Genomic DNA, 23,754 nt, shown 5'->3' with positions numbered 1-23,754 from the left:
GCGCCGGGTCCGGCGGCGGTCAGGTCTGGGCCAGCGCCCAGAACCCCACCGCGAAACAGACGAGAGCGAGCAGCAACACCGGGACCGTCACCTGCGGGGGCGGTCCCGGCCGCTTGCGCCGGGCGTGTGCGGCGCGCGGGGCGGGGGGCTTCGCGATCACCGGCGCGGCAGCGGGCAGCTGCGTGGGCAGCTGCGTGAGCTGAGCGGTGTGTTGACGTGCAGGGGCGGTGGGGGCCTGATGCGGGGGGACGGCGGCGTGGGTCGGTGAAGGCTGGGGCTGCCAGGCTTGTGGCGGAGCAGGGGTGCTGGGCGGTTGGGGCTGAAGCTGAGGGCGCGGTTGCGGCGCCGCTGCCGGCCGCTGGGGCGGCGGGGTGGGAGGCAAGCCGTCTGCCGGGGGCTGGCTGCCGGGCGCCTCTACGGGGGCGGGGGGCAACGGAGTATTCGTACGGGAGCCGTCGGAGTCCACCGGGGCCAGGCCCGACCTCGCCCCCGCCCCCGCCCCCGCCCCCGGCCCCGGAGCCGGAGTGATCGGCGGCGGAGGCACGGGGAGGCCGCCGCCCGTGCCCCCGGGCGGGGCGTGCGGCGGTACGGAGGGGGCCGCGGGGCTCGTCTGGCGGTGGGGACCGTCCGCGTCGAAGCCCGGGGGAAGCGGCCCGAGCTGGTCGAAGACCTCCACCGGCTCGTCGGTAGGGCTGGCCTCGGGGAGGAGCTCGACCGCCTCGGCCAGAGCCTTGCGGGCGCCCGTAGCCGTGCGGAACCGGGCGTCCGGGTCCGGCTGCAACAGCGTGGCGACGACCTGCCACAGCGGCTCCGGGATGCCCTCGGGGGCGTCCGGCGTGCCGCGTTCGGTGAAGAGATCGACCAGCGCCTCGGCGTCCGGCTTGGCGCCCTCCAGGAGATAGAGAGTGACCAGCCCCGTGGCGAACAGGTCAGCCGCGGCGTGCGGCTCCGCGCCCAGCAGCTGCTCGGGGGCGAAGTACCCCGGCGTACCCATCACATAATCGGTCTCGGTGAGCCGTGGCTCACCGCGCCGCATCGCGATACCGAAGTCGGACAACCGCAGATGGGGCCGCCCGGTCCCGGTGGCCTCGAGCAGGATGTTGGCCGGTTTGATATCGCGGTGTACGACACCCTCCGCGTGCACCGCGCTGAGCCCGGACAGCAGCTGGTCGAGCAGCGTGCACACATACCGCGCGGGCAGCGGACCGTAGTCCCCGACCAAGTGGGCGAGCGAGCCACCGGCGACCAGGTCCATGGTGAACAGGACCTGATCGTCGTCCGCGGCCCAGCTGGCCGGAGCCAGCAGATGCGGATGGTCGATCCGCATCGCCTGCTCGCGTACGAAACGCAGAAGGGAGTGCGCGTCGCGCTGCCGCAGCACCTTGGCGGCGACGTAGCGGCGCCGTCGCCGGTCCCACACCCGCCATACGGCACCGGCGCCGCCGCGTCCGATCGGGTCGACCAGTTCGTACCGACCGGCGAACACCTCACCCATGGCCCGGCCCCCCGGCGGAGTCAGCTCTGATGCGCCTCGTAGTGGGCGACGGCGTCCGAGGTGCGCCCGGCGCCGTACACCTTGAGGAACTCTGCCAGCTCGGGGTGGGTCGGGGCGAGCTTGTCCGCGGCTTCGATGATGTCGCCCGCGGCGGACACCGACCGCAGCAGGGACTGGATCTCGCGCACCACGCGCTTGACGGTCGGCGCCCCGGAGGTGTTCGGCGTCTGGGTGGCGCTGGTGAGGACCGAGCCACCCTGGGACTTCTTGATCTCCTCCATGCGCTCGGTCGCCTCAGCGGCGCTCACACTGCCGTCCGCGACCTGGCCCGCCAGCTCCTGCAGGTGCTGGACGCGCTGCACCACGGCCGGGTTGCCGATCTTGGCGCGCTGGCCGCTCATGAGCTGGGACAACATGGGCGCCGACAGCCCAAGCACCGCGGCCAGCCGCGCCTGGTTCAGCCCCAGGTCGTCGATCAGTCGCCGAAAGAGCGCCCCCAGCGGCTCCCCGTACCAGCTGCGCTGCAGCTCCCTGGCTCTCGCGGTGGCTTCCTGCTGTGCTGCATCCATGGCGTCTCCCCTTCGCTGGTGCGAACCTCTCGAGCATCTTACGGAGAGTGCTGGTGAACCGGGACCCCCAATCCTTTTGTGAGAACCAGGGGGTGACCCGGTACTCTGGTCTGCGGCGGTCATCCGGCATGATGTGTGAGACCGGTGATCCGCCGATTCCGGGGCCTTAGCTCAGTTGGTAGAGCGCTGTCTTTGCATGGCAGATGTCAGGAGTTCGACTCTCCTAGGCTCCACAGTGCAAAGCCCCTCTGCCTGCATGAATGCAGGCAGAGGGGCTTTTTTGTCCCGATTTCCCGTGCTGACGAGTGGCGCCGGAGGCCCGAGTTTCCAGGCTTCGAGCAGGACTTTGGTCTCTCCTGCTGGTCTCCTAGGCCTCGCAGGTCGAGGGCGGGGGATGCTGCAAGGGGTTTTCGGTTTCCTACTTGTTTGACACACTGTGCCCATGTCCGAGACGACGTACAGCATCGGTGAGGGGCCGGCGACGCGGGTCAGCCTCTCCCTGCCCGAGGGGACCGCGGAGGCGATCCGTGCCCGTGTCGGCAAGCGGGAGTTCTCCGCGTTCATCACGGAGGCCGTCGAGCGGGAGTTGCGCGGGCAGGTGCTGGATGAGTACCTGGCGGACTATGAGAGCCGTAAGGGGCCGGTCTCGGAGCAGGCGCGGCAGCGGGCGAGGCAGGTCTTCGACGAGGTGTTCGCCGAGGAGGGGCAGTGGCCCGCCGCAAGCTGAGCCACGGGGGGACGCTGGTTCTGGACAGCGAGGGGCTTTCCAAGCTGCTGGGTGATGACGAGGCGGTGGTGGCGCTGGTCGCGGAGGCGCGTTCCCGTGGCATGGAAGTGGTGATCTGTGCGCTCACCATCATTGAGGCCGTTCACGCGCGCACGAACAGGGCCCGGCTGGGTTGGGTGCTGTCCGGCCTGCGTGCCGTTCCGGTGGGCGACGAGGAGGCAAAGGCGGCCTCGGCGCTGTTGATGGAGGCTGGGCTGCACGGTCATAAGTACGCCATCGACGCCGCTGTCGCCGAGGCAGCTCTGCGACAGCGGCGTCCCGTCGTGATGCTGACGTCTGACATCGACGACATGGTCAAGCTGTGTGGCGACCGGGTCCGGCTCGTTGCTGTATGACGCCTCTAGAGCGGCGAGGACCCCGCACGCACCGCGATGCAGGCGGTAGCCAGCCCCTCGTACTGCTCCCCTCATCGAAATTTCGGCGAGCACCGAGGGAAGTCCGTGTCCCGTGCCCACTTCCGCCTTGGCGCGGGTCACGAACGTGTCGATGGCGCGCTCGGCGCCGATCGCCACCAGGACTTCGACGACTCCCTGCAAGAACTCTGATACGTGCCGGTCGGCATCGTCGACAAGCCTCTCCGCCAGGGCCTCGAACACCTCGGTGGCTTCGATGCTCCGTAGAGCGGTGAGCAGCGGTTGGATTTCCTGCGGATCGTCGTACCAGACTTGACTGGGTAGGTTCCGCTCCAGCAGCTTCGGCAGGGCTTGCTCGTGACCGGTCGAGTGCAGCAGTTCTAGGAGCGCCGTGATGACGCCCGGGGCCTCCAGACTGATCTCGGCTGCGGCACGATCGGCCAAGACGGCGAACGCTCCTATTGCGCCGCCCTCCTGGAGGGCGCCGAGCAAGTCACAGATGGCGCTCTCGACCTCTGATTGTCTGGGTCTGACACGAGTCTCACTTGCCGGGCCGGCCCACGGTTCAGCAGTGTCTGAGCGGCTTCGTCGGCCCCGGCCGCGCGTAGGGCTTCCAGCAAGTTCAGCACAAGGCGGGCATCAGTCAGCCTGATCCGGGATTCAGGCGCGAGGGAAACCAATGAGTGTGCAGTGCACTTGGCATCGGCACGCCACAACTCGGCTATCAAGAAAGGCAGTTCGTCTGGATCCAGGATCGGGGCCGCGATGGCCACTCGGGTTACGAAGAACGTCAAGAGATCGAACGCGTCGGCTGCTTTCAGCGCCCGGATCAGGGCGATGGCAGTGCATGTGTCCTCTGGGTCGCTGTGGAGGGTGTCGACAGCGTGCTGGGCCAGTGACCGCAAGGCATGGTCCGTGGCGACTCTCCCGAGGTTGGGTAGCGCGAGGGCGAGCGCACGAGGGGCGAGCTGATCGGCCTGGAGCATCCGCGCGTCCACCAGTGTGTGGATGACCTCGGGAGAAGCTCCCTGGTCCGACAGGTGCGCGGCCAGGAACCCGACGGCCCACGCATCCGTCGGTCGGTCTGATCGACCAGCCTGTGGGCGCGCGTGTCGATGGCTCCTTGAGCTCCTGCCGCGCTCAACGCTCTGAAGAGCCGGTGTACTTGCTCTTGCTTGGACAATTCGGCCTGTTCCGCTGTCCAGCGGGCGAACTTGCTGGCGTCCGGCTGCATTGCGGTGCGTTCGACGATCCGAATCAGGGCATTGTCGCTGCCCGCGAGGGCCGCCTTGCGATCCAGGTCGATGGCGCACCGGAAAAGCCCGCGCTCACAAGCGGATTTCTGGAGCCCTTCGAGAGCCGTGCCGTGCTGTCTGTTGTGTGGCGGCAGAGGGCTTCCCATAGCGCCGTCGAACCAGCCTGGTCGGCGCGGATGCTTGGGATGTGCTGGCGGAGGTATCCGTGGGTTCGTATAGGGGCAGGCTCCCAGCGGCGCCCCGTCGGGCCCTCAGTGGCGTCAGAGTGCAGCGGATGTCGGTGCGTGTGCCATCGGGGCGTTCGCCGCCGGTCAGCGCGTCAAGGGTGGGTGACGCCCAGCCCTCGCGGGCTGCCCGGTGGTGCGGGGCGAGCGCGCCGTCGGCGGCCTCCGCCAAGAGGGCCGCGGGCAGCGGCGGGGTGTGGCCGAACCGACGGGCGTCGAGCGCTGCTGTGATCAACGCGTGCTCATGGCGTGTGAAGTGGTCGTTGGGGCCGCTCAGATAGGCATCAAGTAGTTCCGGGCCGCCGCTGAGATGCTGCACTATGCGCCCGTCCAGCGCGCCGGCCCGTTCGGCGTACTCCAAGCGATTGTCCCCGTCGTGCTCGGCAAGCTTCCGCCACCGGTCCCGCTCCTCGGGAGATAGCTCGGACGGCACCCTGATCCGGTACGCATGGGCGCCGACGAGCAGGGCCCGCGCATGCGGATAGGGGTCTCGGGGCCTTCCTTGTTCGGTAGATCTCCTGCGGATCTCCCGGGCCCTCGGTGGCAGGCGCCCTGCGTATCGGCGGCCGCCAGCCCCGGCAACCCTCCCTTCGATCAGCCTCAGGTGCGCGTCGCGGTCGTGCCGCAGCTGCATTCGGCGGGTGAGGCGGGTCGTTCCCGCGTGCTCCCAGAAGCTTCTTTGCACCTACTCGTGCGGCTCTTTGTGGAAGCTTTGCTAGGTGGAGAAGTCGAAGTAAACGCAGTCACAAAACGACCATAAGGTCATTTTTCGGTCAGGCACTCTCCATCAACTGCCCCTGATCTTAGGTGACTTCGCGCTGCTCACTCAGGGGCGACGGGGGCTTCTCTGGCGTGAACTTTCCATAACGAGCGTTCGGTATCGTCTCGCTGGCACCGCATGAGGAAGCACGAAGGGGACGCGGCAATGCGAGTGGAAGCATCATTCCTGGAGACGATCTTCGAGGGGCTGCCACGGGTGGATCAGCGGCGCTGGGCTGGCGTCTACCTGGAGGGGCTGCTGACTTCACAGGGCAAGAAGTCAGTACGGCGGCTGGCGGCCGCCGGGGGTGCGACCGAGGAGTCCGCGGTCCTTTCGCTCCAGCAGTTCCTGAATGCCAGCCCTTGGGCCTGGGAACCCGTCGTGGAACAGATACTCCGCTGGACCGAGCGCCGAGCCGCCCCCGAGGCGTGGACCGTGGGGGTTGTCATCCAGCCCAAACGGGGCCAGTACTCCGCCGGGGCGCACCGCCGCTTCGTCCCGATGGCTGGACGTACCGTCAATTGTCAGCTGAGCCTCGGTCTTTTCCACGCCCTGGGCGGGGCGGCCGACATCCAGATACCCATGGACTGGCGGCTGTTCCTGCCGCGCGCCTGGTGTGCGGAGATTGCCCTGCGTACCCGCGCGCGGGTCCCCGAGGAGGCTCGCTACCAGCCGCCGTGGGCCCAGGTACTCGACCTGGTGGACACCCAGACTGCCCGCTCGGCCTCCGCGCCGCCGCCCCTGATCGCTGATCTGCGTGATCTTGACGACGTGGACCCACTGCTGCGCGAACTTGCCTGCCGGGGACATGAGTTCCTCATCGCCGTGCCCGACACCCAGCACGTCGTACCCCTACTGGCCGCCGCCGGGAACCACGCCCCGGCTGCTCCGGTCGCGGCACGGGACTTTCCCGCCCCCGCCGTCCTCCAGCAGGGCCGAGGTGTCAGCACGTACGGGCGGCCCGCCGAGGCGGTCCGGGGCAACCGCAGCCGGACACGCCTGGTCCGGCCCGCCGGCGGACCGGACGCCCCGGCAGCCCGCTACCCGCTGCGCCTGTTCGCCGAGGGTCGGGCCCCGGGCGGCCGCTCCCGGACCTGGCTGACCAATCTGCTGGACCGGCCCTCCGGCGAGCTGCTGCGGCTGACCGCGCTCGCCGACACCAACCGCCGGACGCTACAGGACCTGGAGTCCGGCTTCGGCCTGACCGACTACGAAGGCCGCTCCTATCCGGGATGGCACCACCACATGACGCTGATGTCCGCCGCTTACGCCTACAGCAGGCTCGACAGCCCCAGGCCCGAGCACACGGCTGACTGGCTACTGCCCGCCTGAGACCCACGCCAAGGAGCGCCCCGTGGAACTTGTCCAGCTGCTGACCCCGGAAGGGGAACGCTTCGAGCATCCTGATCACCCTCTGGAGACCACCCCGGAGGAGCTGCGTGGCCTGTACCGGGACATGCTGCTCACCCGGCGCTTCGACGCTGAGGCGGTTACCCTCCAACGTCAGGGCGAGCTGGGCCTGTGGGCCTCGCTGCTGGGCCAGGAGGCGGCGCAGATCGGCTCCGGCAGGGCCACCTGCCCCGACGACTACGTCTTTCCCTGCTACCGGGAGCACGGCGTGGCCTGGACGCGCGGCGTCGACCCGCTGAACCTCCTCGGCATGTACCGGGGCGTCAACCACGGAGGCTGGGACCCCGACGCGAACAACTTCCACCTCTACACGATCGTCATCGGCCCGCCGCTGCTGCATGCTGTCGGCTACGCGATGGGCATGGCCAGGGAGGGCGCCGACAGCGCTGTGCTGGCGTACTTCGGCGATGGCGCCTCCAGCCAGGGCGATGTGGCAGAGGCATTCACCTTCGCCACCGTCAACGCCGCACCCGTCGTCTTCTTCTGCCAGAACAACCAGTGGGCCATCTCCACCCCCACCTCGCACCAAACCCGCGCGCCGATCCACCGGCGCTCCGCGGGCTGGGGTTTCCCCGGCATCCACGTCGACGGCAACGACGTGCTGGCCTGCCTCGCCGTGACCCGCTCCGCGCTGGAGCGCGCCCGCCGGGGCGAGGGCCCCACCCTGATCGAGGCGCACACGTATCGGATGGGCCCGCATGCGACGTCCGACGAACCGCGCCGTTACCGCGACGACTCCGAGCGCCAGACGTGGGAGGCCAAGGACCCGCTGCTGCGGCTGCGGGCCCACTTGGAGAAGCACGGCCACACGGACGCCGCGTACTTCGAGGATCTTGCCCAGGAGGCGGAGCAACTGGCGCTACGGGTCCGCGAAGGCGTCCGTGCCATGCCCGACCCGGACCCCGCGGCGATGTTCCGCCATGTGTACGTGGACGAGCACGCGCAAGTCAGCGAGGAGCAGCGGGAGTACGAAGCGTTCCAGGCGACGTTCGTGCAGGAGGGCCCGCAGTGAGGGAGAGCCGGCAGGTGTTCGAGAAGATGACCATGGTCGGGGCGTTGAACGGGGCCCTGCGCGACGCACTCGACGAGGATCCGAAGGTCGTCGTCCAAGGCGAGGACATCGGCAGACTCGGCGGGGTGTTCCGGGTGACCGACGGGCTCCAGCACCGTTTCGGCAAGGACCGGGTCGTCGACTCCCCGCTCGCCGAGTCAGGCATTGTCGGTACCGCGATAGGACTGGCCCTGCGCGGCTTCCGGCCCGTCGTGGAGATTCAGTTCGACGGTTTCGTCTTCCCCGCCTTCAACCAGATCGTCACCCAGTTGGCGAAGATGCACGCCCGCTCACTGGGCAAGGTCAGACTGCCCGTCGTGGTGCGCATCCCCTACGGCGGCGGAATCGGCGCCATCGAGCACCACAGCGAGTCGCCCGAGGCCTACTTCATGCACACGGCGGGCCTGCGGGTGGCATCGCCGGCGACCGCCGATGACGCTTACTGGATGCTGCGCCAGGCGATCGCCTCCGACGATCCGGTGATCTTCCTCGAACCCAAGCGTCGCTACTGGGACAAGTGCGAGGTGAACCTGACCACTGAGCCCGCGCCCCTGCACAAGGCCCGGGTGGTGCGCCCCGGCCGCGACCTCACCCTGGCGGCGTACGGGCCCTCGGTGAAGTTGTGTCTGGCGGCCGCGGAAGCCGGTGCGGCCGAGGGGCGTTCCCTCGAGGTCCTCGACCTGCGCTCGCTCTCCCCTCTCGACACGGACACCGTGGAGTGGTCGGTGCGGCGTACCCGGCGGATGGTCGTGGTGCACGAGGCGCCGGTGTTCGTAGGCGCGGGGGCCGAGATCGCCGCCCGAGTGCAGGAGCGCTGCTTCTACCACCTGGAGGCTCCCGTGCTGCGGGTCGGTGGATTCCATGCCCCCTACCCGCCGTCCCGTCTGGAGGAGGAGTATCTGCCGGGCCTGGACCGTGTCATGCACGCGGTTGACCAGGCCTTCGCCAGCTGAACGAACCCGTGGTGGGAGCGCCGTTGCCCGTACTCCGTCTCAGACGGGTACGGGCAACGGCGGCAGCATCCAGTCCTGCTGCGCGGCGAGCGCCCGTGCGGTGGCGACGAATGCCTTGCTGGCCCGCTGGTCGCGGACCCGGGCGCCGACCGCGATGGCCAGTTCACGGGTGACGAACGGGGTGAGCGGCAGCGCCCGCAGCTCGGGCGAGAGGACGGGCATTGCCAGTGAGGGCACCAGGGTGAGCCCGTGCCCCGCCGCCACCATCGCCAGCAGCGCGTTGAGGTCGTGCACCCGGTGTGAGACCCGCGGTGTTATCCCCTCGGCCTCGAAGAGCGGCGTGACCATGGCCTCCACCGCCCCGACGGGCAGCAGGATCTCCTCCCGTGCCAGCTGACGCACGCTCACCGTCGTCCCCGACAGCAGCGGGTGGGACGCCGAAAGCACCACGTACATCCGGTCGTGCAGCAGCGGGATGGTGGTCAGCTCCGGCTTCGGCAGCACGACGATGCCGATGTCGACCTCGTACTCCCGCAGCCATGCGGCGATCTGCATGTCCGTACCGTCACGCAGCTCGATCTCCAGCGCCGGGAAGCGATGGCGCAGCTCGGTCATCAGTGCGGGCAGCAGTCGGCAGGCGAAGCTCTGGCTGGTGCCGAGCCGGACCGTGCCCCGCAGACCATCATGGAAGTCGACAGCCGTATTGCGCATGCTCTCGGTGTGCTGGATGGCCCCCCGCGCGTGCCCCAGCACCCGGTGGCCCACGTCAGTGAGCCGAACGCCGCTGCGGTCCCGCTTCATCAGGTCCACCCCCAGCTCCGCCTCCAGGGTGGAGATGGCATGGCTGACGGCGGACTGGCTGACGCCGAGGACGCGGGCGGCAGCGGTGAAACTGCCTGTGTCGGCAATCGCGACGAACGCCGCGCACTGGGAGAGCTTCATGACCGGGGCAGCCTAACCACCGGCCCGGGGCGCGGTCCCGGACACGTGAGGGCGGCCACAGGACCGCCTGCTACTTGGGCACCTTCAGACCGTGATGGGCAACGCCGGGCGGCGCCCGGCCTCGTAGCGCGCGATGTCGTCCTCGTGCTGGAGGGTCGATCCGATCGGGTCGATGCCGCCCAGGATCCGGTGGCGGCTCTCGGGGTCCAGCGAGAAGGGGAAGGCCCGCCCACCCGCCCGTACCTCGAGTCCTTCGAGATCGACCGTGACGCACGTGGCCGGACCGGCCTCGACGAGCTCCCACAGCCACTCGATGTCGGGCGCGGGCAGCACGACGGTGACCAGGCCGTTCATCAGTGAGTTGGCACGGAAGATGTCGCCGTAGCGGGGGGCGAGGACGGCGCGGAATCCGTAGTCCTGCAGGGCCCACACGGCGTACTCGCGCGACGAGCCGGTGCCGAAGTCGTTGCCCGCGATCAGCACGGTGGCGTCGCGGTGCTCCGGCTTGTTCAGTACGAACCCGGGGTCGGCACGCCAGTCGGCGAACAGCGCGTCCGCGTGGCCGTCGCGGGTGGTACTGGCACAGAAGCGGACCGGAATGATCTGGTCGGTGTCGACGTTGGTGCGTCGCAGCGGGGCGGCGGTGCCCCGGTGCACGGTGAACTTCTTCATGGATGTGTTCCGTTGCTCGCGGTAGGGGTTCCGGGGCGAGGCCCCACGGGGAGGTCAGAGGTCGGAGGGTGACGTCAGCCGGCCGGTCACGGCGGTCGCGGCGGCCACCTGCGGCGAGACGATGTGGGTGCGCGACCCCTTGCCCTGGCGGCCCTCGAAGTTGCGGTTGTTCGTGGAGGCGGCGCGCTGGCCTGGGGCCAGCCGGTCCTCATTGAGAGCCGCGCACATCGAGCAGCCCGCGCCGGCCCGGAAATCGGCACCCGCCTCGGCGAACACCCGGTCTAGGCCTTCCTCTTCGGCCTGCCGCCGCACCTGCACCGACCCTGGCACGATCATCATGTGGAGGCCGTCGGTGACCTTGCGGCCCCTGAGGACGTCGGCTGCGGCCCGCAGATCCTCGATCCTGCCGTTGGTGCAGGAGCCGAGGAAGACGGCGTCGACGGTGACGTCCCGCATCTCGGTGCCGGGCCGCAGGTCCATGTAGGCGAGGGCCCGTTCGGCCGCCGTGCGTGCCTCCTCGTCGGCGAAGTCGTCGGGAGCGGGGACCTTGGCGGTGAGTGGGATGCTCTGGCCGGGGTTCGTTCCCCAGGAGACGTAGGGGCTGAGGTCGGCCGCGTTCAGCACGACCTCCTTGTCGAAAACGGCGTCGTCGTCGGTGCGCAGGGTGCGCCAGTGGGCGAGTTCCGCCTCCCAGGCGGCGGAGGTCGGCATGTTAGGACGCGATGCGAGGTAGTCGAAGGTGCACTGGTCAGGGGCGATCAGACCGGCGCGCGAACCGGCTTCGACGGACATGTTGCACAGCGTCATCCGTGCCTCCATCGACAGCGCGGTGACGGCCGCGCCCCGGTATTCGATGATGTGGCCCTGACCGCCGGCCGTGCCGATCTCGGCGATCAGCGCGAGGATCAGGTCCTTGGCGGTGACGCCTTCGGGCAGCCGCCCGTCGACGGTGACGGAGAGGTTCTTCAGGGGGCGCATCGGCAGCGTCTGGGTGGCCAGTACGTGCTCCACCTGGCTGGCGCCGATACCGAAGGCCAGGGCACCGAACGCACCGAGCGTGGTGGTGTGCGAGTCGCAGCACACGATGGTCATGCCGGGCCGGGTCAGGCCCTGCTCCGGCGCGATGACGTGCACGATGCCCTGGCCGGAGTCGCCCAGGCGGTGCAGCGGGATGCCGAACTCGGCGCAGTTGGAACGCATCAGCTCGGACTGCCGACGGCCCTCGGGGTCCTCGATCCGGCGCCGGATGTCGATGGTGGGGGTGTTGTGGTCCTCGGTGCCCAGGGTGAGGTCGGGGCGGCGTACGGTGCGGCCGGAGGCGCGCAGCCGGTCGAACGCCTGCGGGGTGTTCACCTCGTGCAGCAGCTGGAGGTCGATGTAGAGGAGGTCGTCTCCGGCGTCGCCCTGTCGTACGACGTGGGACGCCCAGACCTTCTGCGCGAGTGTCGAGCCCATGGTCAGCGCTGTGCTTTCTGTTCGGTGACGAATGTTTCCGGGCCGGTTCCGGCCTCGCGAGCCGGAAGGCCCGGGGCGTCGGGGACCGGGTCCCGCAGGAGTGCGTCGGCGGCGATGGCGTCCGCGTCCTGTACGAAATCGGTCCAGAAGCCGGGACGACTGCTGCCGCCCTGCATGAACCAGCGGGTGTGTTCCGTGGGGATTCCCAGCACGTACAGCCCGGTGTCGGCGAGGCCGTCGCGGCCCACCGGGTGGAAGGGACTGCCCGTGACATGGACGCCGCCGGTGTCGAAGGCATCCGGCCCCTTGCCGTTGACGTAACTGGTCAGGATGCCCTGCTCGACCAGGCTGCGGGTCAGCGCCGACGGGTCGTGGTGCAGGCTGGGTGTCGGGATCCGGGCATCGATCATGGTCTCCACCAGGACCTCGGAGTCCTTGACCTGGGGCGAGGACACCCGGAACCGGCCGCCGGCCGGGTCGGTTTCGTAGCGGGCGGCCGGGCCGACGATCCGCAGGCAGCCGGCATTGAGGAGGGCCCGCACCTGCTGGAGGCGCTCGCGTGGCGGTCCGGCGGCGAGGAACGAGCTGCGCGGCACGTACCAGCCGAGGAAATCGGTGCGGTGCGAGGCCGGGGTCAGTCCGGAGAAGTCGACCAGTGCCCGTACGACGCTGCGGGTGTCGCGCAGCACGTCCAGTGCGGCCTTGACGGGCGAGCCGACGTTTCCCTGTTCGGCGTGGGCCAGGTCCGTGCGCAGCGCGTCCAAGAGGTCGGTGGCGAAGGCGCCGGGGCTGGTGTACCTGCGGTGCGCGAAGGGCCGCGCGAGGTTTTCGAGGACCAGCGGTGGCAGGCTGCCCACGCCGTGCCGCAGGGCGATCGCGCGCACGTCGGGGACCCTGGCGGAGGCGGGGCTCCGCAGCTCCCCGCCGTCCGGTGTCTCCGGGCCCGCGGCGGCCAGCGCCTCCTGGACGAACGCTGCGGCCCCGTCACCGCCCCGGCGGGTCAGCTCGGTGGCGTAGTAGGCCAGGTCGACCTCGGCGAGCAGCCACGGCAGGACGTCGGTGACGAAGTCCAGTTGCTCACCGGTCCGGCCCGCGCGCACCCGTGCCTCAGTGAACAGCAGGGTGGTGTAACGGTAGTCGTGATGCTTCTCGTTGCGTCCGCGCGCGGGCAGCGGCATGCCGCTGCGGGAGCCGGCCACGATGACCGGCTCGGCGCCGCTGGGCCGGTAGACCAGACTGCCGTCCGCATCCGGTGCGAAGGTTCCACCCCGGCCGACGGTGAGCGAGGCCATCACGTCGTAGAAGGACAGCCCCAGCCCCAGGACCCCGACCCGGGTCCCGGGCGCGATGTGGTCCAGCGGCATGTCCGCCGCCGAATCGCCCTGGATGTACGTGAGTGAGGGGTGCCCGGCCGCGAAGTCGGCGAGCTCACGCTGCGAGCCCGCAGGCTCCGGCACGGCGTGCCCGGTGGTCAGCACCACTCGGTCAGCGTCCAGCACGTGACCGTCGGCGCAGTGCAGCTCGTACCGGCCGGCCGGGGTGCGTGTCAGGTCCAGTACCTCGGCCGCCACCCGGTGCAGCAGCACCCCGTCGGGCAGGTGGTTCTCGACGGACTCCAGCACGAACTGCATGTAGCGGCCGTGCAGCGCGCGTGGGGCGTAGCTGTTGGGGCCGGGGTAATCCGCGTCGACGTGTTGCCACCACTGCGCCAGGGAGGGGCCGGCGCCGGGCCTGGACGGGCCGCCGTCGGGCTGCCCGGAGAAGGAGGACACTTCGTCCGCCACGGTGTTCATGAGAAACCAGTCGGGCTGGTCGGTGCGCCACACCCGGCCGCTGCCGACCTGGACCGGGTCGATCAGCCAGATCTCCACGCCGTGCGCCGGCGGGGCCGCGGTGAGGCGGGCCGCCAGGCGTTCTACGACGCTCAGGCCGCGCGGCCCGCCGCCGACCACCGCGATCCGGTGGAATTCCTCATCCTTCACCCTGACAACCTCTCGGAAAAGCCATGCCGTAGAAGTAGCGAAGTCGTCGCTTCTTCAGACCGTTGGTCAAGGGGCCTAAGGGCCCGCAGTGAATGACCCTAACTGCTCTTTGGTGTGACTATCAACGGGCTTCTCTTCATGCTTTACATGAGCTGTTCTCATGTATCCACGCCCTCGTTGATCTCATCAAATGGGCAGGTCAGATGCTGTTTGACAGGTGATACGCGAGACTTTCAGACCTATCTACCTGCCGTAATTGTGCGGTGCTGCCGCGATGGTTTGACGGCCGGTTCGGCGGTCCTATGTAATCCGCCTGGTGAACTGGCAAGGAGTCAGTCCTGCTTTCCCGGGAGGGGTCATGGGTAATCGTCCCGCACTTCTTGTTCTTGACCTGATAAACGAGATCGCGGACCCGGCCGGAAAATACGGAGCAGAAGGATTCGCGCAGCAGATCGCCGACCGGAAGGTCCTGGAGAACGCCGCGAAGGCCGTCGAAGGGGCCCGCACGGCAGGCATCCCGGTGATCCACGTGGTCGTCGGCTTCTCCCCGGGCCACCCCGAATGGCCCGCCACCTCGCCCGTCTTCGCCGCCGCCAAGGCCGACGACCGGCTGGTCTTCGGCACCTGGGCCACCCAGGTCCACCCGGCCCTCACACCGGCCGTCGGCGAACCCGTCATCTCCAAGAGCCGGATCAGCCCCTTCTACGGCACCGGCCTCGACGTGCTGCTGCGCACGCAGGGTGTCGACACCCTGCTTGTCACCGGTGTCTCCACGGACATGGTCATCCTCGCCACGGCCCGCGACGCCCACGACCGCGACTACGTCGTCGAGGTGCTGGAGGACGCCACGGCCGCCGACAACCAGGAGATCCACCAGGCCGCCCTCAAGGTGATCGCCCGCACCGCCACGATCACCACCGTGGAGCGGGCCCTGAGTCGCCACGCCCAGTAGCCGGCGTGCCGGCGCCGACACGCATGAAGGACCGTTCATGAACCACCACGTCGTGAAGAGCCGGGTAGCGGCTCGCTTCGCGGACATCGAGAAGTCCGCCACGTACGCCGTCCTCGAACTCGTCCACGAACTGCGCGCCCAGGGCGTGCCGGTCCTCGACCTCGGGGGTGGCGAACCGGACTTCGACACCCCCGAGCACATCGTCGCCGAGGCGGCGCTCGCCTTGGAGGAGGGCTTCACCCACTATTCGCCCAGCCGGGGCCTGCCCGCCCTGCTGCACGCGATCTCGGACAAACTCGCCAAGGACAACGGCATTCACGCCGACCCCGCGAGCGACATCATCGTCACCCCCTCCGCCAAGCACGCCCTGTTCATCACCCTGATGACACTGCTCGACCCGGGCGACGAAGTGATCGTCCCCACCCCGAGCTGGGTCAGCTATCAGTCGATGGCCCGCCTGGTGGGAGCCCGGCCGGTGGCTGCCGAACTCCGCGGCGACGACGACTTCCGTATCACTCGTGAGGTGCTGGAGCGGCAGGTGACCGACCGCACCAAGGCACTGCTCGTCAACAGCCCCAACAACCCCACCGGCCGTACTCTCAGCCCCGAGGAGGTCCGTGCCGTCGCGGACTTCGCCGAGGCCCACGAGCTGTTCGTCATCTCCGACGAGATCTACGAGAAGATCCGTTACGGAGACGCCCCGCACCTCAGCCCGGCCGCCGTGCCCGGCTGCGCCGAGCGCACCGTGACCGTCAACGGGTTCTCCAAGGGCTACGCCATGACCGGCTGGCGGCTCGGCTACGCGGCGGGCCCGGCCCCCGTCATGACCGAGATGCTCAAGGTCCAACAGCACAGCGTCGGCTGCGCGGGCTCCTTCGTCCAGCGCGGCGGACTCGCCGCGCTCACCGGTACCCAGCAGCCCGTCCAGGACATGGCGGACGCCTACACCCGGCGGATGCGCCTGATCACGGACGGGTTGAACGCCCTGCCCGGCATCAGCTGTGCCAAGCCGCGCGGCGGGTTCTACGCCTTCCCCGACATCCGGGGCACCGGATTCGCCTCCTCGGCCGACTTCGCCACCTGGCTGCTGCGTGAGGCGTACGTCGCGGTGATGCCCGGTACCGCCTTCGGCCCCGGCGGCGAGGGCCACGTCCGGCTCTCCTTCGCCACCTCCGAGACGGTCGTCGAGGAAGCCCTCGACCGCATGGCGACCGCCCTCGCCGCCGCCCCGCACCTCTGACGGGCCCCGTCCCCTCCGTACGCGCCGTCGGCGGCACCGCTCACGTCGGGTCCGCCGGTGCGGCAGGTACGCGCATCCGCAGCGATTCACATCCGCCCCCCGGCTCGCACACCGGGCCGGTGGGAGAAACGAGTACGTCATGGCAGATCAGTCCCGGACGCGTCGCGTCTCCTTCTTCGACACCACCCTTCGCGACGGCGAGCAGGCCCCCGCCAATGCCATGGGCCCCAAGGACAAGCTCGACCTTGCCCTGCGCATCGAGGATCTCGGCGTCGACTACATCGAAACCGGCTTCCCCGCTTCTTCCCCGAGCGACTTCGAGGCCACCCGCCTCATCGCCAAACACCTCACCCGCGCCCGCTTCACCACTTTCTGCCGGGCCGTCAGTACCGACATCGTCACCGCCGTCGAGGCGGGCGGCAGTGCCAACCACCAGATCCAGATCGCCGCCACCGGCAGCAAGATGCACTGCGAGCACAAGCGGCGTATCACCCCGCAGCGCGCCGTCGACGAGGTCGTCGAAGCGGTCTCGCTCGCCCACTCCTTCGGCGTGGAGTCCATCTCCGTCGGTATCGAGGACGCCAGCAGGGGCGAGGACGACCTGCTGCGGCCGATGACGGAACGTGCCATCGAGGCCGGTGCCACCGGCTTCGTGGTCGCCGACACCTCGGGTTCCATGACCCCTGAGCAGTACGCCGACCTCATCCGCAAGTTCCGCGGCTGGGCGCCCTCCCCCATTCGCATCGCCACCCATTGCCACGAGGACTTCGGGCTGTCCACCGCCAACGCCCTCGCCGGGCTCGTCGCGGGTGCCGACGAGGTCCAGGCCACGCTCGGCGGCATCGGCGAGCGCGCGGGCAACACCGCGCTGGAGGAGGTTGCCGCGCTGCTCGCGTACAAGCAGGACGTCACCGGACTGCACTGCGACATCGACATGCCGAAGATGTATGAGGCTTACGGCGCGCTCCGCCGCATCATCAAGCTGGAGGAGCCCCGCAACAAGGCGATCTTCGGCACCTATGCCTTCGGCACCGCGGCGGGTATCCACCAGCAGGGCATGCTGCGCAACCCGGCGACCTACGAGTACGTCGAGCCCACCCGCTTCGGCCGCGAGCGCTCCCTCCTGATCGGCCGCCACTCCGGCCGCTCCGTGCTGCGCCATCTGCTCGACCGGATCGGCCACGCGGTCGACGACGCGCAGCTCGACCTCCTCTACCGCACCCACATCGAGGAGCGCGAAGGCGGCGACTGCGAAGACCTCAACGTCCTCCAGGCGCGCTTGGAGCGTGGTCTCAAGGGGTGTGTCCTGGAAGCTATGTGACGGATGGTCAGCATAGGGGTGTGGGTCCGGTTCGGATGGCCGCCCGGAGCGTCGGTGGCGCTGGGGGGCAGGGCGGGCCCGTCCACCGGGCGGCACCGTGACGGGGCCCGGAGGCAAGCGACAGCGGGCCGTCCGAGCGGTCGACCGGGGCCCCGCCCCGCGCGGCTGTGCGACACGCGGAGTCCACCTGGCTCCCGCCCCCGGGCCGGCCCGCCCAGTCCTGCCGCCGGGGACGGTCAGGCTGGCCCGCGCCGGGCTCCGCGCGGCCCGCCCGGACACGATCCGCCATGCGCACCGCTCGCAAAACCCGCCCCAGAACGGGCCGTACCATCCCAACCGGGAACCACCCGGCGGCCGTGCCGGCCCGGGCGACGGCCGGAGGGTCCAGCGAACTTTTTCAGTACAGGGGGAACCTCCTTGACCCGCATCGTGCGATTCGACGACACCCAGAGCCTGGTCTCGGCCGCGGACCGGCTGAGGCGAGGCGCACTCGTCATCGCCCCGACCGACCTCGGCTACGGACTGTTCTGCGACCCGTTCAACGACGTCGCGACCGGGCGGCTGCGGGCGGCCCGGCCGCGACCCACCGACACCCCGCTGTCCCTGCTGGTGTCCGCGCCCACCGAATGGCGGCGCTGGGCCTACGCCCCCGACCACCCCGGGCTGCAAGGGCTGCTCGACGAGACCTGGCCCGGCCCGCTGAACATCGTTGCCCTCGCCCGCCCGGTCCTGCCCGCCTGTCTGGTCTCCGACGAAGGCACCGTGGCGGTCATCCACAACAGCTGCCGCACCCTGAACCTGCTCTCCCTCTACAGCGGACTGCCGCTCGCTGCCGCCTCCGCCAATGTGGGCACCTCTGACGGCACCAAGTCCACGGACCTGGCCGTCATCCGTACCGCACTCGGTGCCGCCGCCGACCTCATTGTTGAAGACGCCGAGGACGAGGTACGTGGCATCCGCCCGGCCTCCAGCAGCACGGTCGTCTCCGTCGCCGGGCCCCGCGCCCGTGTCGTCCGCGAAGGTGCCGTCGGCACCGATGTGCTGCGCCAGCACCTGCCCGGCCTGGAGTCCCCCGCCTCGGTGTGACCCGCCCAGCCGGCACACCGTGCGCCCGGCCCGTTCCGGACAACGGTCCCCAGTCCCTGCGACGAGGTACGAAGAGGGAGCAAACATGCTCATACGGTCACTGCGCGACCACTGGCCGTCCGGTGAGGGTGTTCCCCTCGTGGAAGAACACAGACCCGGCGTCGTCCTCGCCGAACACGACCCGATCTCCCGCCGGGTGCTGGGCACCGTGCTGCGCGACGCACCCCAGCTCAACTACATCCGCTGTGTCGACAGTCACCGGCCCGTCGCCGAATGGCCCGTGGCTCACGCCGACGTGGTGGTCATCGCAGTGGGTGCCCAGGACGAGTTCACCGCTGCCGCCCGCGGGCTCGCCGACGACGGCCGGAGGGTTCTCGTAGTCGGCACGGGCTGGACCGGCCCCCGGCTGGAAGCCGGACTTCACACGGGCGCCACCGGCTTCCTCGTCAAGGACACCGAGATCGGTCGCCTCGCCACGGCCACACACGCCGTCGCTGATGGGCACCTCGTGCTCTCACCCGCCCTCATGGCCCTCCTCACGGCCGACCCCGGTCCCCCGCTCGACGCCTCGCAGGCCCGCGCCCGGCCCCGGCCCGCCCGCGGCGGACGCCGGCTTGCCTCCGAACGGCTGCTCGCCTCTCTCACCCACCGTGAGCGCGAGGTCCTCGACCTCCTCGCGGACGGCCTGTCCACCGCCGAGGTCGCCCGTTCTCTCACCCTGTCCCCGGCGACGGTGAAGAGCCATGTCTCCCACGCGCTCACCAAACTGAACACCCGCAACCGCGTGGAGGCCGTGCTGCTCGTCCAGCGGACCCGGTACACCGGCGCCGACACGGAGCTCGCGCGGCGCGACGCCGTCTGAACACATGACCGCGCCCGCACCCCGCGAAAGGGGCACGGGCGCGGACGCGCACACGCGGTCCGTCAGGCTCCGGACCGCACCGGAGCGCTCGTCCTGCCCGGTGCCAGCGGCACCGCCACCAGCGCGGCCACCGCAAGCAGGGCCCACACCACCGTCCATGACGTACCGGCCAGCAGCAGCGGAATCAGCAGGGGCGTCAGAAACGCGCCGGTGAACGCCGTCGTGTTCTCCAAACCCAGCGCCGTACCCGCCCGCTGTGCCCCGGCCATCGCCGCGATCTCCGTGTAGGCGACCCCGTGCCAGGCGTTGGCAAGCATGCCGCCCACCGCGAGCGCCGCCGCGACCAGGGGAACCGGCCCGGAGCTGAGCACTGCCGCGCCCGCCATCGCGACACCCGTCGCCACCCCGATGAACCGGACGTACGAGCGCCGGTTCTTCTTCCGGTCGGTGTAGCGCCCGCTCCACACCCGGACCACCGCACCGCCGATCTGCACCACCAGGATGGTGACGCTGCCGATGACCAGACCCGCGCCCTTCGCGTCGTGCAGGAAGATGCCGGCGAAGGACAGCACCGCGATCTGCGGCATCGTCAGCAGCGCACTGGCCAGCGCCAGCCGCCAGCAGTCCCAGCGGCGCAGCGGCGAACGGGTGTCCGCCTGCCCGCCCGCGGCCGCGGGGGCTGCTGCCGCCCCCGTCTCCTCCGGCTCGTGCAGCCACCGCCAGGTGGCGGCCAGCGTGACGAAGCAGAACACCGAAAGCACCGCGAACACCGGCCGGAAGCCATGGCTGTTCGCGAGCCACGGCAGCAGCGCCGCACCGATGGCACCACCCGCCGGGATCGCGGTCTGCCGGATGCTCATGGCGAAGCCGCGCTGTCCCTCGTGGAACCAGATCATCACGGCCCGGCCGGACGAGCCGTTGACACTGCCGCCGAGTAGTCCGACCAGCAGCATGCAGACGGTCAGCAGTGCCACACCCGGCACGGCACCGCCCGAAGGCACGGCGAACACCGCCATCAGAGCCAGTACGGCGCCGGTCGATGCCAGTCCCGTCATCAGCACCCGGCGGTCGCCGTAACGATCGGTCAGCATCCCCCACAGGATCTCGGAGACCGCGACTCCCAGCAGGATGCCGCCCAAGACGATGCCGAGCTGACTGGTGGACAGGTGGTACTCGGAGCGCATCACTGTGCCGGTGACGGGGATTCCCGCGAACGCGGCGGAGAAACTCGCCTGCGCCGCGACACCGATGCCAAGGACGGTCCACCGGTGGTTCGGACCGAACCGGCCGGCGGACTTCACCGCCGGCCCGGCGCCCGGCGCCTCGGATGCGGTGGGCGGGGAGACTGACACACTCACTCCTTCCGGAGCCTGGGACGCGCTTCGCGAGCGCGCAAGAGAAGAAGGGGGAGGACTGCCGGGCAGGACACACCCCGCCCGGCGTTCATGGGGGATCAGGCAGGCTGCACGGGCTGTTCCCACACCACGAGGGCGAGGCAGCCCTTGGGGCTCCGCGGGGCGTGCACACTGCCCGGCTCCAGCAGCAGGAGGCTGCCGGTGGGGTGCACGCCTCCCTCCGTCTCCAGCTCACCGCTCAGCACGTAGATCAGCTCGTAGCCAGGGTGCAGATGCGGCTCGGCCGTCGCCCCGGGCAGATAGCGCACCACTGCGGCCGCGGGACCCTGCGGCCCGGTCTGCGCGGTGGAGTACAGCCGGTGGATCTCGGCGCCGACCCGGCCGTCGCTGATCAGCGGCTCGAACTTCAGGGTGTCCGGGCCGAACTCACCGGACGGGAGGGACGCGAACAGCCGCGGCAGCTGCTCGGCAAGGGTGCTGGTGGACATGACGATTCCTCAGGGGGACGCGCGGAACACGGGACGAAGACGCGGGCCGGAAAGGCCCAGAAGGCGGCCGGTACACCCCGGCGGGGGAAGCCGGTCGGACGTACCAGCCGCCGGTCATGGGGCGGGGTGCGGCTCAGGTGCCGTCGCCGACGCGGCCGGCCACCCCGTCGAGCCACTTGTCGGCATGCCGGTCCATGGCCGCCCGGTCCCGGAAGGCGTAGGTCTTCAGCAGCCACCGCTGCCGCGCCTGCTCCGGGTCGTTGATCTCCATCTTGTCCCGGCTGTGCAGCCCGTCCTGGTTGGCGAACGTGAACAGGTCGCCGGTCAGGATGCGGTGCCTCTGCTTCTGCGCGCGAACGAGCGCGTTCTTCAGCGCGAGCAGTGCGTCCTTCGCCGCCTCAGGCGCCTGCTGGGTCACCGTGGTGGTGGTGTCCAGGTAGCGGAAGCTGTGCTCGTTCTCCAGGATGGCGTGATCCTCTGAGACCGACAGGGCACCGTTGTTGTCCTGTGAGAACACGTCGTACGGGGTGTGGAAGTACGGCTGACGCAGCACCTCCTGCTGTTCCCCGGTCAGCTCGGCCAGCAGGGCGCGGCCGTCCACGAAGCCCGTGTAGATGTAGTCGGTGTCCGGGGTGCGCATACCCAGCAGCGAGATGTGGTCGGCACGCACCGGGTGCGCGGTGCGGTCGTTGTGGTAGACGAGCTCGCTGTCGCTGAACCCGGTCTGCATGCCGCTGTACTTGTTGATGGCGATGACGTCGATGAAGAAGTCACCGTTGAAACGGGTGCCGTACGACAGCAGCGGGGTGCCCAGCAGCTGGTTGAACAGCTCCAGCAGGGCCTCACCGATGTACGTCTTCTTCTTCAGGTGCTTGTCGGCGACCGGGTCGTCCAGGTCGAGCACCGGGATCTCGGCGTCCAGCGGCACGTTGCGCAGCACATGCGCCTGGCCGGCCCCGCTGTGCCGGTCCGCACGGATCTGCTCGCACGCCTGCGCGAAGAAAGCGGGAACCTCACCCCGGTCGATGACATCGGTCACCGCGCGGCTGAACGTCAGATAGTCCTCGTACGGGCTCTTGCCGATGCCCTGGAGGACCGAGAAGAGCTCCCCGCGCTCGGCATCGGAAAATACGTAGATGGGTTCCATCGGTAACCAATTCTCTGCGCGTGACACAAAAATGCGTCTGTGTTCCGGTCCTATGGATTCTCGCCCAGTGAAATACCCATCGGCATCGTCCGGGGGTGGATCTTCGGAAGGGTGGATCGTCGGAAGGTGGAGCCTGCGCCGAGAGGACTCCACCAAAGGTGGACAGTGAAAAGGCGAAGGGCAGACACGGAAATGGCGGCGGTGGAAAAGCGGGCAGAAAGCGACGACGGCCGCCTCCCCTGTGCGGGAAGGCGGCCGTCGTCCTGGCGGCAGGTACGTCTCAGCGTGTGTCGCCCACCAGCAGCGCCAGATCCAGCGTGCGGTGCGAGAAGCCCACCTCGTTGTCGTACCAGCCCACGACCTTGACGACCGAGCCGCCTCCCGGGCGGTCGCTGACCATCGTCAGCCCGCTGTCGAAGGTGCACGAGGCAGGCGAGCCCACGATGTCCGTGGACACGATCGGTGCCTCGGTGTACTCCAGGAACCCGGCGAGGCCACCCTCGGCGGCCTGACGGAACGCTGCGTTCACCTGCGCGGCCGTCACCACCGCGTCCAGCTCCACCGTCAGGTCGACCACGGAACCGTCGATCACTGGCACACGCATCGAGAGCCCGTCCAGCTTGCCCTCCAGACGGGGCAGCACCTTCCCGATGGCCCTGGCCGCGCCCGTGCTCGTGGGCACGATGTTCGCCGCGGCGGCCCGGGCCCGCCGGTAGTCCTTGTGCGGCACGTCCTGGAGCCGCTGGTCACTGGTATACGCGTGGACGGTGTTCATCAGGCCGCGCAGCACGCCGTACTCGTCGTCGAGGACCTTGGCCAGCAGCGCCGCGCAGTTGGTGGTGCACGACGCGTTCGACAGCACCGTGTGGCGGGCCTCGACGGAATCGGAGTTGACGCCCATCACGACCGTGAGGTCCTCGTTCTTGGCCGGCGCCGAGATCAGTACCCGCCGTGCACCCGCGTCAAGATGACGGCGGGCGTCGGCCGCGTCGGTGAAGACGCCGGTCGACTCGACCACCACGTCCACCCGCATTTCGGCCCACGGCAGTTCCGCCGGGTCGCGCCTCTGGAGCACCCGTATCCGACGGCCCGCGACCACCAGATGCCCGTCGTCGACGCCCACCGCGTCCGGCAGGCGGCCGTGGACGGAGTCGTACTGGAAGAGGTGCGCCAGCAGCTCCGGTTCGGCGAGGTCGTTGACCGCGACGATGTCGACGTCCGTCCGGGCCAGCGCGGCCCGTGCCACGGTGCGGCCGATGCGGCCGAACCCGTTGATGGCAATGCGCAGAGTCATCTACTCCGGTTTCCCTTCTCCGCACACGAATCCAGCTCCTGGGTGCCCCGTAACGGAAGGCCGGATCGTGTGTTCTGGAAATGACTGGCAGGAGTCCGGT

20 protein-coding genes and 1 tRNA gene are annotated in these 23,754 nt (G+C 69.7%); 11 read left to right on the top strand and 10 right to left on the bottom strand.

From position 1 onward, the window contains the following. Nucleotides 1–19: 19 nt before the first annotated feature. Together GCN81_RS30610 and GCN81_RS30605 are read right to left on the bottom strand one after the other, a co-directional pair. On the bottom strand, nucleotides 20–1,495 hold the full coding sequence (locus GCN81_RS30610; protein ID WP_156727789.1) for a serine/threonine-protein kinase: 1,476 nt from the start codon (nucleotides 1,493–1,495) through the stop codon (nucleotides 20–22). Between the two features lie 20 nt (nucleotides 1,496–1,515). Beyond that, nucleotides 1,516–2,064, bottom strand: a complete 549-nt coding sequence (locus tag GCN81_RS30605) for a helix-turn-helix domain-containing protein (RefSeq protein WP_156727788.1) — start codon at nucleotides 2,062–2,064, stop codon at nucleotides 1,516–1,518. A 160-nt stretch (nucleotides 2,065–2,224) separates the two neighbouring features. On the opposite strand from GCN81_RS30605, the gene GCN81_RS30600 reads away from it, so the two are divergent. The 6 genes from GCN81_RS30600 to GCN81_RS30575 all read left to right on the top strand — a co-directional run bounded on the left by GCN81_RS30600 (nucleotide 2,225) and on the right by GCN81_RS30575 (nucleotide 8,858). Further along, nucleotides 2,225–2,297: transfer RNA gene (locus GCN81_RS30600), tRNA-Ala, on the top strand. Nucleotides 2,298–2,506: 209 nt separating this feature from the next. Continuing rightward, entirely contained in the window at nucleotides 2,507–2,791 is a 285-nt protein-coding gene (locus GCN81_RS30595) for a hypothetical protein (RefSeq protein WP_156727787.1), read from the top strand. Continuing rightward, nucleotides 2,773–3,186: a DNA-binding protein gene (locus tag GCN81_RS30590; protein WP_156727786.1), complete on the top strand. Its 414-nt coding sequence runs from the start codon at nucleotides 2,773–2,775 to the stop codon at nucleotides 3,184–3,186. Before GCN81_RS30595 ends, GCN81_RS30590 begins: the two co-directional genes overlap by 19 nt. A 2,423-nt stretch (nucleotides 3,187–5,609) precedes the next feature. Then, complete coding sequence (locus tag GCN81_RS30585; RefSeq protein WP_197287863.1) at nucleotides 5,610–6,776, top strand: IS701 family transposase; 1,167 nt, start codon at nucleotides 5,610–5,612, stop codon at nucleotides 6,774–6,776. Further along, nucleotides 6,754–7,866 (top strand): pyruvate dehydrogenase (acetyl-transferring) E1 component subunit alpha, encoded by a 1,113-nt coding sequence (gene pdhA, locus GCN81_RS30580; RefSeq protein ID WP_156727784.1) that lies wholly within the window; start codon nucleotides 6,754–6,756, stop codon nucleotides 7,864–7,866. Before GCN81_RS30585 ends, pdhA begins: the two co-directional genes overlap by 23 nt. 14 nt (nucleotides 7,867–7,880) lie before the next feature. Further along, nucleotides 7,881–8,858: an alpha-ketoacid dehydrogenase subunit beta gene (locus GCN81_RS30575; protein WP_156728004.1), complete on the top strand. Its 978-nt coding sequence runs from the start codon at nucleotides 7,881–7,883 to the stop codon at nucleotides 8,856–8,858. A 39-nt stretch (nucleotides 8,859–8,897) separates the two neighbouring features. Here GCN81_RS30575 and GCN81_RS30570 read toward each other — a convergent pair whose 3' ends face one another. The 4 genes from GCN81_RS30570 to GCN81_RS30555 form a co-directional block, all read right to left on the bottom strand. Then, a complete protein-coding gene (locus GCN81_RS30570) occupies nucleotides 8,898–9,800 on the bottom strand; it encodes a LysR family transcriptional regulator (protein WP_156727783.1) in 903 nt (300 codons plus the stop codon). 84 nt (nucleotides 9,801–9,884) lie between these two features. Continuing rightward, nucleotides 9,885–10,472 carry a 3-isopropylmalate dehydratase small subunit gene (leuD, locus tag GCN81_RS30565; RefSeq protein WP_156727782.1) on the bottom strand — a complete coding sequence of 196 codons (588 nt, stop codon included), beginning with the start codon at nucleotides 10,470–10,472 and terminating at the stop codon, nucleotides 9,885–9,887. 54 nt (nucleotides 10,473–10,526) lie between these two features. After that, nucleotides 10,527–11,927 (bottom strand): 3-isopropylmalate dehydratase large subunit, encoded by a 1,401-nt coding sequence (leuC, locus tag GCN81_RS30560; RefSeq protein ID WP_156727781.1) that lies wholly within the window; start codon nucleotides 11,925–11,927, stop codon nucleotides 10,527–10,529. 2 nt (nucleotides 11,928–11,929) lie between these two features. Further along, nucleotides 11,930–13,909 carry an FAD/NAD(P)-binding protein gene (locus tag GCN81_RS30555; protein WP_156727780.1) on the bottom strand — a complete coding sequence of 660 codons (1,980 nt, stop codon included), beginning with the start codon at nucleotides 13,907–13,909 and terminating at the stop codon, nucleotides 11,930–11,932. A 358-nt stretch (nucleotides 13,910–14,267) separates the two neighbouring features. On the opposite strand from GCN81_RS30555, the gene GCN81_RS30550 reads away from it, so the two are divergent. The 5 genes from GCN81_RS30550 to GCN81_RS30530 all read left to right on the top strand — a co-directional run bounded on the left by GCN81_RS30550 (nucleotide 14,268) and on the right by GCN81_RS30530 (nucleotide 19,370). Then, nucleotides 14,268–14,861 (top strand): cysteine hydrolase family protein, encoded by a 594-nt coding sequence (locus tag GCN81_RS30550; RefSeq protein WP_156727779.1) that lies wholly within the window; start codon nucleotides 14,268–14,270, stop codon nucleotides 14,859–14,861. Nucleotides 14,862–14,898: 37 nt separating this feature from the next. Further along, nucleotides 14,899–16,101, top strand: a complete 1,203-nt coding sequence (locus GCN81_RS30545) for a pyridoxal phosphate-dependent aminotransferase (protein WP_156727778.1) — start codon at nucleotides 14,899–14,901, stop codon at nucleotides 16,099–16,101. 139 nt (nucleotides 16,102–16,240) lie between these two features. Next, the gene (locus GCN81_RS30540; protein ID WP_156727777.1) at nucleotides 16,241–17,422 is read left to right on the top strand and encodes a LeuA family protein; all 1,182 of its coding nucleotides are present in this window, start codon (nucleotides 16,241–16,243) and stop codon (nucleotides 17,420–17,422) included. Between the two features lie 417 nt (nucleotides 17,423–17,839). After that, nucleotides 17,840–18,508, top strand: a complete 669-nt coding sequence (locus GCN81_RS32110) for an L-threonylcarbamoyladenylate synthase (RefSeq protein ID WP_197287862.1) — start codon at nucleotides 17,840–17,842, stop codon at nucleotides 18,506–18,508. An 85-nt stretch (nucleotides 18,509–18,593) separates the two neighbouring features. Continuing rightward, the gene (locus GCN81_RS30530; RefSeq protein WP_197287861.1) at nucleotides 18,594–19,370 is read left to right on the top strand and encodes a response regulator transcription factor; all 777 of its coding nucleotides are present in this window, start codon (nucleotides 18,594–18,596) and stop codon (nucleotides 19,368–19,370) included. Nucleotides 19,371–19,432: 62 nt separating this feature from the next. Here the strand turns inward: GCN81_RS30530 and GCN81_RS30525 are convergent, their stop codons facing one another. The 4 genes from GCN81_RS30525 to gap all read right to left on the bottom strand — a co-directional run bounded on the left by GCN81_RS30525 (nucleotide 19,433) and on the right by gap (nucleotide 23,654). After that, entirely contained in the window at nucleotides 19,433–20,722 is a 1,290-nt protein-coding gene (locus GCN81_RS30525) for an MFS transporter (RefSeq protein ID WP_197287860.1), read from the bottom strand. Nucleotides 20,723–20,823: 101 nt separating this feature from the next. Further along, nucleotides 20,824–21,213, bottom strand: coding sequence for a cupin domain-containing protein (locus GCN81_RS30520; protein WP_156727774.1), 390 nt, complete (start codon nucleotides 21,211–21,213; stop codon nucleotides 20,824–20,826). A gap of 133 nt (nucleotides 21,214–21,346) precedes the next feature. After that, nucleotides 21,347–22,360, bottom strand: coding sequence for a Fe(II)-2OG oxygenase family protein (locus GCN81_RS30515; RefSeq protein ID WP_156727773.1), 1,014 nt, complete (start codon nucleotides 22,358–22,360; stop codon nucleotides 21,347–21,349). Between the two features lie 280 nt (nucleotides 22,361–22,640). Further along, the gene (gap, locus tag GCN81_RS30510; protein WP_156727772.1) at nucleotides 22,641–23,654 is read right to left on the bottom strand and encodes a type I glyceraldehyde-3-phosphate dehydrogenase; all 1,014 of its coding nucleotides are present in this window, start codon (nucleotides 23,652–23,654) and stop codon (nucleotides 22,641–22,643) included. Nucleotides 23,655–23,754 lie beyond the last annotated feature (100 nt).

This window comes from Streptomyces apocyni, assembly GCF_009739465.1.
Lineage (GTDB): Bacteria > Actinomycetota > Actinomycetes > Streptomycetales > Streptomycetaceae > Streptomyces > Streptomyces apocyni.
Note: the sequence above shows the minus strand (reverse complement) of the source record. Positions and strands in the feature narration are given on the sequence as shown.